Here is an 11,672-nt window from a genome sequence, read left to right as displayed (position 1 = left end):
TGCAGTAATTGCTCCTTACCTTTATATAAATTAGCAAATCATGCGTCACCAACCTTCAGGAGGCTAGATCCCATTGATTAGATTTTTGGTTGTTAAATCTACAGTTGAAGTAGATGATACTTACATAAAGCAGACAATACTAGCAAGTCTTAACACAAATGATAATGGTATTTCAGCTATGATTTACGATTCATCGGAAAATGAATGGAGTTTCAGACTTATAAGCAAGCGCGGTCCAATATATTTTATGACCCTAGCATTTAATAGTTATGACCAATTGGGCCAGTTAGTGGTTAACATTGATGCTAAAAAAGAAACTACTGATTTTGATGAAGAGTTGCATAGGGTTAAAGTATTAATTAAAAATCTCTTAATGAAAACCTGGAGTAAATGTGTTTGGCTTTTTGATGAACAATCAAATCGATTTGCAGAGCAATTATACGGGCGTATGTATCATGTAGAGAATTTGTTACGTAGCTTTATTAACCATATCATGATTACTTCAATCGGAATAGAGTGGTGGGAAAAAATGGTCCCACTGCGACTTAAAACACAATATGATGCTAGAAAACCAAGCTATAAAAGAGTAACAAAAGATTTTAGGAATGTGGAAGATTTTTTGTTGGCAGTTGACACTGACCACCTAAAAGATATTATGACACACACGACTAAAAAATGGATTCCAACTTATAATGATGAGATTGAATCTTTACTTCAAAGAGGTCAGCAGAACGACAATGGACGTATAATATCTCTCTTAAAGAGCCAACTTCAAGATGAAAGAAACTTATGGGACACTTTATTTAAACAACATTTAACTGAAAATAATTTGTTAGAAGAAAATGAAAGAAAATTCGCAACAGTAAAAGATCACATGGAACAAGATGGTGTTGATTTTCTAAATGCATGGGATGAATATTGTAGCTATCGAAATCACGTTGCTCATAATAAACTTCTAGATGAACATGCATTTAAGATGATACTTAATAATGTCAATTTAGTTGAGGGGATTTTAAATGATGCAATAAAGCGCTTCAGTACGTCAACAATTTCTGATGAAAAACGAAAAGAAGCACAGAATCTTATAATTGAATTTAAGTTAGAAAAAAGAATGTACGAACAAGCTGGAGTACGTGTGTTGTCTGAAATTGAAATTATTGAGAAAGTTATTTGGAGACTAAATAAATTTTCCCAGCAGATAATGGAGGAACTCTCGCGAAATGATTTGGAGTTCAATTATGGTGTTAATATTGAATTCCCTGAGGAGGAGTTTGTTACATTCTGTACTATTGAAAGTAAGATAAGTAATAAAATAATACGAATCCATGCTATGAAAAAACATATTAATGAAGGCCCTGGTGAAACGAGTGCCTTCTTAGTTAAAGCAACAGCACTATTTGACTATTTTATAGGTGAGATTGATCTTTTATGGACAAATGGAAATGCTGAATGGGACTCGGATGGAGGGAGGTTTACTCATAAGACTTATGATTCCTTATACGACAAAGATTTAGATACTTTAGCTGATATAATTATGGATACAATTGAAAAAGAATTTAAAAACTACGTTAAACTTTTGGAATATAGATCCTCCAGTACACTTAGAGATGGTGAAGATAGCCCTGTATGTGACGACCCATGCCATAAATGTGGAAATATCACAGTTAGCCTAGAAGATTATATTTTTCCGGTCGGTAAATGTGCCACTTGTGGTACACAACATAATATACGTAAATGTTTAATTTGTAATAAAAGCAGTATAATCGAAAATGGATCGAATTGTGAAACATGCACTAATCTTTTGAGTATGCCGAATTTAGATGTATAAAGCAATAACTGAAGAGTTATCGAAGTTTATGAAGAATGCTTATCTTATTTTGATACTAATTATTTACGTGATACCAGATAAAAAGTACTTCAAATGTAGTGCGACTCTGCAATATCTGACACAGGATCGTAGTAAAATACTAATGAAATAAAAGCATCACTTCTACTGGCTCGGATAATCTAATAATACTTTGTCTTCGTTGTAAAGAGACTTCAGGAAGATGACAAAGAAGTTAAAGTCAGTCGGTTGGTGTGAATGTATATTTATGCATACATGTTTAAAGCGGCTAAAATACATTTTCTAACGAATTCTGCAACAAACACTCATCTTCGCCGCTGGCGAGTTCAGTTTCTAACAAATTCTGAAACAACAAAAACGGAGCTACGCGGGTTTGCGGGATCCGTTTTCTAATTAATTCTGGAATATCACAGCTGGGTGGTTGTGTGGTGTCATAATTATTGAGAAAATTTTCGGAATTAGTGAGACAGTAATTTCAGATTTATTGAGAAATTCATAATTATGCATGGCTATACATTATAGATTATTTTGTAGGTGGTTATAGAAGCTCCGTGTCTTATGGCACGGGCTTATTTTTATGTGAACACTTAAGTTTAACAAATAGGTTTAGTTAGAAAAGCTTTATGATGATCGGAACGCAATGATTTAACGAGAGTGGTAGATTACTCTTGTGTATGCAACCCTTATACTTGTCTACGATTCTTAAAAGTAAAAAAGAGGGTTATGCTTTAGGGCGTCCCGGAATATTGATATTGGACTCATTAAGTAAATACTTAGGTACATTGAAAAAAGAAGAGAATAAAGAAGTGACTAATGTTCCTTCTGTCTAATTCAATGAAACTATGTCTAAAATTGATAAGGTGTTGAAGTGCACTAAAATTATTACGTGTTTTTTTTGAGGAGAACACGTCAGGGATAGGAGAGCAAAAAATGTGCAGTTTTTTAATTAGACTGAAAACAATTTCAGATGAAAATTTAAAAAGTTACATTATACGTACAGCAAACGAAAATATGATAGTAAGTATATATAATGTATGTACAGCCGTCGGTTTAACTGCTGGAAAAGGGTTAGAGAACTTTTCTATGATTAAAAATCAGAACATTTCGTTAGAGAAACTTAGCGGGATGACTAATAAAAGTATTGATTCATTAAAAAAAGTAACATTTTACAACGAGTTCGGAAGATATTATCAGGATAGAACTAATGAAGTAAATACAATATTTAGGTTTGGTTTGAAAACTAAATACAATCAAGTATGCACATTATGATTGAAAGAAGAACGTTATATCAGGAAAAGATGGGAAGTAGGTTTTTATACATGTTGTCATATTCATAATTGTTTAATGTTGCATAATTGTCCAAAATGTAATAAAAGACTAAAGCTGGATACTACAAGTTATCATTATTGCAGATGTGGATATAATCTGATAAATTCCCCAGTAATTTTCGTGAATCAGAGTGAAGCAGAACTATCTAGACTTCTCTCAGATAAATTTGATCAGAAAAAAATAATCAATTATGAAAATAACCCATTAAAAGACATGGACTTGGTTTCAATAATTTATTTACTTTTACAGACATTAATTCGAATTTCCGGGTATTTTTATCGTGAAAGATTTTCATTTAGTAGACAACTTGATATATTGAAAATCCATGAAATTACAAGTCATATTTTTAGAATTTTCAAGAATTGGCCAAATTCGTTTTTTACTTTATAGAAGAACTAAAGGGTATCCCAAAAACTGAAAAACATGCTGTTGGACTAAAAAAGGACTTTGGACAATTTTATGAAATTTTGTATAAACAACTTAATGCAGAAACTTATCATGGAAAAATGGGTGTTTCTTCAAGTAGGCTAAATGAATTTATCGAAACTAAACAAATTGATGGGGTGATTCTTAAGAGGAATGTTAATAATCAAACCTTAGTTAGAAGTGCTAGTGTAGAATTGTATATTGCTGAACGCAAGCAAAATGTATCATTAGCAGAAAACGCGTTTTTTGATTCTGGAAGTAAACAATAAGTCCAATGATGGTAAATACTAGTACAGTTGCCAAGCTTAAATAGGAAAATAGACGAAGTAGATGTTTACAATGATTTAGGACAAGTTGCACGAAGGTGTTCTGATCATTAACGGTAGTTTTCATCATGATAAGCCTCCTTAGTCTATTAATAGATTATGACTATATTTAATAGATTAGAACTTGGATTTGACATCCTAATACGCAATTTACTACAATTTGTAGTATATATGAAAATAGAAAGGGTAATCAGTTGGATGGACTTACTTTTTGATTTGGACAAGTTAGTTGATTGGTTGAAAAGTTTTGGTGTCTGGGCTATCTTGGTCAGTATAGTGTTAAATGTGGCCATAAGTATCATAGGGGTTGTGCCTTCAATACTGCTCTCAGGGGCGAATGCAGCCGTATTCGGTATGGTACCAGGTTTCTTTATTTCTTTAATTGGGGAAGTTATAGGAGCATGGATTTCTTTTGTCTTCTATCGATGGGGGATAGGTAAAGCTTCCAGATTGGATACGGAAAAATGGAAATGGGTACAACGAATAAACAACGCAGGAAGGGTCCGTAGTTTGTTTCTATTATTTGTTGCGAGATTGACACCGATTCCTTCGGTTGTAATTACACTTGCAGCTGCATTTTCAAATGTTCGCGTTCTTGATTTCATTGTAGTCACATTCTTAGGAAAAGCCCCCTCGGTTGCGATGGAGACTCTTATTGGGCATGATTTATTATTTCTGAGCGGCAACGTACCTAGATTGATCATTTCATTAGCTTTTTTATTATTAATTTGGATTTTCGTTCGTACAACACAAAAACAACGCTAAGGAGCATGGTATATGACAAAGGGCCAAAAAAAGAGTTCGTCTTTCAGTCTAGGATGGATTTTCGTTATAGTGATTGCAGCATTTCTAGGTCTGGTGATCTGGGGAATGCTGGATAAATCGGATTCTCAAGTAACGGATGAATATAAAGCGGATGGATCCAATCATCCTCATACTTTTAGTTATTCACCGGATGAAAGCACGCTATGGTTGGGGACACATAAGGGTATATATGAGTCGCGTAATGGAAAATGGATAAAAGCAGTTCCTCCATTGGGCAGTAATGATGTCATGGGTCTGGAAATAAACCCAAATCAAACGGATACGATGGCTGTTTCCGGTCATGGATTTGTAAAAAGGACAACTGATGGGGGGAAAACATGGGAGGCAGCGGAAAATGGCCTACCTAACAAACCCAAACCGGATGTACCAGATGCACACCAACTTACCATGAATCCGCGTGATCCGAATCATCTGATTACTTTGTTAGCCGGAAAGGGAAAAAACTTGTTTGAAACCAAAGATGGAGGACAAAGCTGGAAAGAAGCTGGTTCTATTCAACAGGATGCTTATTCAATTGCACTAGCACCCGATAGCGATACGTCCGTTCTTGTTGCAACCGAGACTGGTATTTATCGATATGACAACATTAATGGAGCATTAAAAGAAACGAAAGTAAACAATGAGCCGGCTTTTCAGTTGTTAACATTGGAAAATGGCTCGGTGTTTGCAGTAGGTGAGAGCGGTATACTTATGTCCAAGGATCTAAAATCCTGGAATCCTATACATGTACAACTAAACGGTAAAATGCCGTTAGGTATCGAAGGTTCTAGGTCCGATGATAATAAACTGTTAATTCTCACGGATAAACTAACCGCGTATGAAAGCACCGATAGTGGTAATAGCTGGTCAGAGCGAAAATAAAGTGGATTGGGACGTTCGAAGAGTAGAAGAGATGTTACCATTTAAAGTGCGAAGAAGGAGGCAAATTTATGCCTCCTTCTTCGTATAGGTTAGCGCCTGACGTCCCATCGCATCCCAGGTCTTAATAAATCGTTGTTTTTCGATTTGATATTGCTTCCTCCCACTGAGTGGATCGTTGACATATACATGTTCCTCATCATAGCCAACAAGAAGAACAGCATGTTCAATAAACGTTGTTTTTATGGGTCCAAGGGGAGAGTCCCATACTACCCATTGGTTTTCATTGGGGACTGTGAAAGGGATTGTTGTCCACACGACAACAGGTATACCTTCAGATACTTTTTCCTCCAGTTTATTGAATGTTGTTCCTGTTAAGTCAGCAGCTGAAGGCACATATTTTGCAAGTAGATCAAATAATGCAGCATGATAAATCCCGAACCCCTTCTTCTTACCGGTAATATCACCGACATATCCTGAATTAGGATTTCCCCAATAGGCGATAGTCCCATCTTTATTCCGCTGTAGAGGTGTCGTATCTACCTTCATTTCCGGTAGAAGATCCATTTTCCCCTTTTTTATCCCATAAAATTGTAGCAGCATGGTAAGTGAGACCAGCTCGCAACCTGAGGGAAGCTCAGGGTTTTGTAAGACTAATGGCGCGTCTATCATCATCTTTTTTTTAATTTCCTTCGGTGCAGGCTGCTGCGGTTGATTGTCTGCAGGTATTGGCTCCACTTTTAAAGGTTGAATGGCCGCAGAAGCTATGGCATCCCCAAACCCAAACTCGGGTTCCTTCCCTGAAACCTTGAAATACAAAAGGATGCTTAATAGTCCGCTAAAGAAGGCAAGTCCTACGATCAATATGGTAGAAAGCAATAATTTTAAACCGGTAACGAGCATCTGAATCATCCTTGTATGTTGTAAGATTTAAAGAAGGAATTCATACCTTGATATGGTAGAATTCCTTCTCCTTATATTTATTCAGGTTTATTGCCTGCTTTCGGATCTGGAACGAAATTAGGTTTGAAATTATTATATAAGAGATGGGTTACCATACCAGCAGAAGCATGATGCAAGTCGTGGCAATGGAACATCCAGTCCCCAGGATTGTCGGCCTCAAATGCGACCTCGTACTCTTCACCTGGTTTAACATTCAACGTGTCTTTAATGATTGGAGAACCTTCCAGCGGTTTTCCGTTCTTGCTTAGAACTTGGAAGAAGTGACCGTGCAGATGCATCGGATGATCATCCGATTTAGAATTATTCACGAATTTAACTTTGACAAGATCACCTTTGTTAACTTTGAGCATTTCGGTATTAGGATAGAGCTTGTCGTTAATCGTATACACGGCTTCACCTTTTTGTTCCTTGGTGTTAAAGTCCATTGTATATTCGAGGTCATATTTTTGATTAAGAGAGAATTTTGCCTGTGATGCTTGGCCATACTTAGCGATATCTAGAGTAGGAAGTTCTGCTGTCTCATTGGCTTGATCTTTAGAAGCGTCGATGCCTTCATATTGAATCATAGCCTTCATTCCTTTGACGGCAGCTTCTTTTCCGTGCTCTTCGATATACCATTGCCCAGGGTTATTGGCTACAAATTCGACATCATATCTTTCACCTGGTGCAATTGCAATGAGTTGATCCGTTATTACAGATGGATTATTAATGAGCTGCCCATCCGTTGAGATAACCTTAAATTCTTGACCATGAATATGCAGCTTATGGGACATAAATCCTGCATTGATTAACCGAATTCGGACTTTCTCGTCTTTTTTCACAAGAAGTTTATTAAACTTCTCACCCGTTTTCCCATTGATCGTAAATAGATCATACATACTATTCATATCGTGGCTTGCCGCAGCAGTTGTTGGTGTAGAGGTATTTTTGGAATTGTCCATATTCATCTTGGAATGATCCATTGTCGACATGTCCATTTTTGACGTGGATGGCATACTCATCCCAGAACTATTCCACTCATCTAAAACAAGTGTATAATCACGATCTGTTTGTATATCATCTTCTACAATGATGGATCCGTATAGACCGCGATCCACTTGATTTACGCTATCTTGGTGCGAATGGTACCAGTACGTACCGGGGTCATCTGCTTTAAATTCATAGGTAAATGTTTGACCGGGTTGTACTGCATTTTGCGTTATACCTGGTATACCGTCCATATGATTAGGTACTGGTATTCCGTGCCAATGAATGGAGACAGGTTCAGGTAGTTCGTTTTTTAAATTAACTTTTACTACATCACCTTTTTTAACGCGTATTTGAGGTCCAGGTACGGAATTGTTAAAGCTCCACACCGGAATAATCTTGCCGGAACCCGTATCCAGGGTTGCAGCCATTGCAGTGAGATTGAATTCCTTTCCTGTTAATGTTTCCACATTACCAGTAGGGGTCCCCTCAGGAGTACTGCTTTGCGTATTCATGGTCTGCCCCATCTTAGAATGGTCCATGCCTTTCATGCCATTACCTGATGTACATGCAGATAAAATCGCTGCTAATGCACCCGTTAGTACAACAAGTTTAATAAGAGTATTTAGTTTCATAGTTACCTCCGTATAGAATATTGGTATATTCTGATCATACAGATTCGATGTGTAGAATCTGTGAAGTTCCGTCAAATCATTTATTGTCATTGACTCGATCGTTTAAAATATACTACAATTTGTAGTATCGGGATGTGATAATAATTGAAAATAAAAAAGTATAATGTGAATGAAGAGGGGTTAAATCGTTTTTTTGGACCTCTAGAGGCAAAAATTATGGAGATCTTATGGTCAAGTGAAGGGTTTACGGTAAAAGAAGTTCAAACCTTAGTAAACAAAGACCATCCCATTAGCTTAACTGCTGTAATGACCGTATTAACCCGATTGCATGAAAAAGGCCACTTGGATAAAAAGTCAGAAGGGCGAGGTAGAGGGAGAGTTTCCCAATACGCGGCAACGCTTACCAAAGAACAGTTTATTAATGAGCAAACTAAAGCTGTTACTCATGGACTTATTCATGAATACGGGGATCTTGTAGTTAATCATATGGTGGAGGCTTTAGAGGAAGTTGATTCAGAAATACTTGTTAGACTTCAGGAAAAACTAACCATGATTCAGAAAAGGAAAAACAAATGAATATCGATCATTTGAAATACAAATCGGTATCGATCCTTATGGGACTTTTTATCATGATTCTGTTTATGCAGATGGGCTTTTTTGTTGCACACCAACTATTTGGGGTTCAATTAGGCTGGAATTTATTTCAGTATTGTTTATCTCTAATGGATGAAAATACATACCCTCATATAACCGTAAAAATGATGATTAACTCGTTCATCCTATATACCGTTACAAGGGTTTTATGGAGGCTTGTTAAGCAAATTTATTTGACAATCAAATGGTCAGTTGCTTTTCAAAATAAACAGGATAAAAAACTAACGCGTCGATTGAATGTTAAATATCGCAAGTGGGGCTATGAATTGGTAGTTGTTAGTGATGATTCATTTATTGCACTAACGATGGGCATGATTAGGCCAAAGATTATAGTATCCACTGGTGTTTTAAATTCCTACTCGGTCAATGAAGTACAAGCCATATTACAGCATGAGAGATACCACTGTATGAGACGGGACCCTTTAAAGATATTTATTTCCACTCTCTTGGTCGTAGGCTTAGGATACATCCCTATCTTTAAGTGTTTTCATCACTATTATAAAACATGGAAAGAACTACTTGCAGACCGTTATGTGATTAAAATGATGGGAACCGAATATGTTCTTGGGAGTGTCTTAGTAAAGCTTACTGAAAGGAAAGATACTTTCGAACCAGCAGTAGGCGTTCATTTTGCAAATGTTGCAGTTAATTACAGAATGCTGCAAGTACTTCAGCCTGAAAAGCCGATTCAAGTGCCATTCTTCCACTTTAGGCCGATCGCGATTTCTTTATGTATGACCTTTCTAATGACAGTAGCTGTTTGGGGCGGGTGTTCATGACCTGCTTTTCTTTATACATATAAATACTACAATGCGTAGTATTTTAGAGGAGGTGATAACATTGAACGTAAGCGACTTAACGGTATGGATCGTATTTGGGGCCGGATTTCTTTCCTTTATCTCACCTTGTTGTTTGCCGCTATATCCTTCATTCATATCTTACATTACAGGGGTTTCAGTTAAAGAACTTCGTGAGGAAAGAGGGGGATTGCAAAAGCGAGCTTTACTCCACACCTTATTTTTTGTTCTAGGTTTTTCCATTATATTTTTTGCATTAGGATTGTCAGCCAGTTTTTTAGGGACCTTATTTTCTAATAATCGTGATTTAATCCGCCAACTCGGTGCTATTTTTATCGCCATAATGGGATTGATCATGATGGGTATTTTTAAGCCTACATTTTTAATGAAGGAAGTACGATATCAACATAATGCTAAACCTACAGGTTACTTAGGTTCCGTTTTGGTTGGCATCACATATGCAGCGGGGTGGACACCATGTATTGGGCCTATTCTAGCAGCAGTCCTAACTTTAGGAGTCAGCAGTCCTAGTCAAGCTGTTTTATATACAGCCGCATATACAATAGGTTTTGCCTTGCCTTTTGTCATTATGGCTTTCTTTTTGGGAAAAGTGAAAGGATTACAAACTCACTCTCGTCACATGATGAGGGCTGGTGGAGCACTTATGGTTTTGACCGCGTTTTTATTATATACAGACAAAATGACTTCGATCACAGTCTTTCTTATTGATAAATACGGTGGGTTCACCGGGTTTTAGGAGAGGATTCTAAGATGTATTCATTTTTAAGCCAACTCAGTACTTTCATAACCCAGCCATTTATTAATGCAGCGAACACGGAGTTTGCTTTGTTCGCGGCTCTATTTCTAGGATTTGTCGGTTCACTCGCGCCTTGTCAAATCTCTGCTAACATTGCTGCAATTACCTATTTCGGTAATCGGCAAGCGCAGGAACAACTATCCTGGAAAGAAACATTCATGTATTTAGTTGGGAAAATGCTTGTTTTTATCATACTAGGAACGTTATTTTGGATATTTGGACAGCAACTGGCTAACGAATCGATATACCTTCTCGCATTCGCCAGAAAATTACTTGGACCCTTACTTATTGTAGTCGGTGCTTTCCTACTTGGTTGGTTTTCGTTCCGATTGCAGATTGGTGTTCGACTCTCGAACCTCATTAGTAAGCAATCAGAGAGAGTAGGCGGGACAGGAGGTGCTTTTCTTTTGGGAGTTGCCTTCTCCTTAGGGTTTTGCCCGACGATGTATGTATTGTTTTTTGGAACCTTAATGCCCATTTCATTACAGTCATCTTATGGAGTGATCCTTCCGCCAATTTTTGCAGTTGGAACAGCGATGCCGTTTTTATTATTTCTCGGACTAACGATAGGACTAAATTTAGACCGTACTATGATCAAACATGCCAAACGATGGGGGAACCATATCCAAAAATTAGCTGGTGTTTTTCTTATTATTTTTGGTATCAATGATACGATAACATATTGGTCTATTTGACATAGGAGGGATTTATTTTGAAGAGACAGTACTTGCTACTGATTATAGTCGTCATTCTGGTGATCCTAGCCATTTACCAAAATAAGCCGATAAATAAAGAGGAATTACCCACTGTTGGATACCAGGCACCGAGTATTTCACTAACTGGGTTGGACGGTAACCCATATACGTTAGAAGAGTTAGGGGATAAACCTATAGTTGTTAATTTTTGGGCATCTTGGTGTGGACCTTGTAAGCTAGAAGCACCGGAACTGGTGAGATTGTACGGAAAATATAAAGATGAAATTGAGATTTATGCCGTTAATGTTACCACTAGCGACACGATTGAGGATGCGCAAGACTTCGCAGAAGAATACGGGATTAATTTCCCAATCTTGCTCGATGTAGACGGCGAAGTATCAAGGAAATATCAAATAAAACCTATACCAACTACATTTTTTATAAACAAGGATGGCGTTATTATGGAAAAATTATATGGAGTAGCCGACCCCAGTTCTCTAGAAAACAAGTTTAAGCAGCTTCTTCAGTAGGTATA

General features: G+C 37.0%; 12 protein-coding genes. 10 read left to right on the top strand and 2 right to left on the bottom strand.

From position 1 onward, the window contains the following. Positions 1-73: 73 nt before the first annotated feature. The 5 genes from GK047_RS21705 (at position 74) to GK047_RS21685 (ending at position 5,613) form a co-directional block, all read left to right on the top strand. The gene (locus GK047_RS21705; RefSeq protein ID WP_163951658.1) at positions 74-1,828 is read left to right on the top strand and encodes an LIM domain-containing protein; all 1,755 of its coding nucleotides are present in this window, start codon (positions 74-76) and stop codon (positions 1,826-1,828) included. 948 nt (positions 1,829-2,776) lie between these two features. Next, positions 2,777-3,115, top strand: coding sequence for a TniQ family protein (locus GK047_RS21700; RefSeq protein WP_163951656.1), 339 nt, complete (start codon positions 2,777-2,779; stop codon positions 3,113-3,115). A gap of 422 nt (positions 3,116-3,537) precedes the next feature. Then, entirely contained in the window at positions 3,538-3,870 is a 333-nt protein-coding gene (locus tag GK047_RS21695; protein WP_163951654.1) for a hypothetical protein, read from the top strand. Between the two features lie 255 nt (positions 3,871-4,125). Further along, complete coding sequence (locus GK047_RS21690; protein ID WP_163951652.1) at positions 4,126-4,692, top strand: TVP38/TMEM64 family protein; 567 nt, start codon at positions 4,126-4,128, stop codon at positions 4,690-4,692. 12 nt (positions 4,693-4,704) lie between these two features. Then, positions 4,705-5,613, top strand: a complete 909-nt coding sequence (locus GK047_RS21685; protein ID WP_163951650.1) for a WD40/YVTN/BNR-like repeat-containing protein — start codon at positions 4,705-4,707, stop codon at positions 5,611-5,613. Positions 5,614-5,679: 66 nt separating this feature from the next. Here the strand turns inward: GK047_RS21685 and GK047_RS21680 are convergent, their stop codons facing one another. Both GK047_RS21680 and GK047_RS21675 read right to left on the bottom strand, forming a co-directional pair. After that, positions 5,680-6,513 (bottom strand): C39 family peptidase, encoded by an 834-nt coding sequence (locus GK047_RS21680; protein WP_163951648.1) that lies wholly within the window; start codon positions 6,511-6,513, stop codon positions 5,680-5,682. Positions 6,514-6,590: 77 nt separating this feature from the next. Next, positions 6,591-8,174 carry a multicopper oxidase family protein gene (locus GK047_RS21675; protein ID WP_163951647.1) on the bottom strand — a complete coding sequence of 528 codons (1,584 nt, stop codon included), beginning with the start codon at positions 8,172-8,174 and terminating at the stop codon, positions 6,591-6,593. Between the two features lie 144 nt (positions 8,175-8,318). Here GK047_RS21675 and GK047_RS21670 point away from each other — a divergent pair, with 144 nt between their 5' ends. The 5 genes from GK047_RS21670 (at position 8,319) to GK047_RS21650 (ending at position 11,667) form a co-directional block, all read left to right on the top strand. Then, positions 8,319-8,750: a BlaI/MecI/CopY family transcriptional regulator gene (locus tag GK047_RS21670; protein ID WP_163951644.1), complete on the top strand. Its 432-nt coding sequence runs from the start codon at positions 8,319-8,321 to the stop codon at positions 8,748-8,750. Continuing rightward, entirely contained in the window at positions 8,747-9,607 is an 861-nt protein-coding gene (locus tag GK047_RS21665) for a M56 family metallopeptidase (RefSeq protein WP_163951643.1), read from the top strand. The genes GK047_RS21670 and GK047_RS21665 overlap by 4 nt, the downstream gene beginning before the upstream one ends. Positions 9,608-9,668: 61 nt before the next feature. Then, positions 9,669-10,382, top strand: coding sequence for a cytochrome c biogenesis CcdA family protein (locus GK047_RS21660; protein WP_205516910.1), 714 nt, complete (start codon positions 9,669-9,671; stop codon positions 10,380-10,382). A 14-nt stretch (positions 10,383-10,396) separates the two neighbouring features. Further along, positions 10,397-11,137 carry an urease accessory protein UreH domain-containing protein gene (locus GK047_RS21655; RefSeq protein WP_163951639.1) on the top strand — a complete coding sequence of 247 codons (741 nt, stop codon included), beginning with the start codon at positions 10,397-10,399 and terminating at the stop codon, positions 11,135-11,137. Positions 11,138-11,154: 17 nt separating this feature from the next. Continuing rightward, complete coding sequence (locus GK047_RS21650) at positions 11,155-11,667, top strand: TlpA family protein disulfide reductase (protein WP_163951637.1); 513 nt, start codon at positions 11,155-11,157, stop codon at positions 11,665-11,667. The last annotated feature ends 5 nt before the right edge of the window (positions 11,668-11,672 follow it).

This window comes from Paenibacillus sp. SYP-B3998, from assembly GCF_010820665.1.
GTDB lineage: Bacteria > Bacillota > Bacilli > Paenibacillales > NBRC-103111 > Paenibacillus_E.
This window is presented reverse-complemented; position numbering and strand designations above follow the sequence as displayed.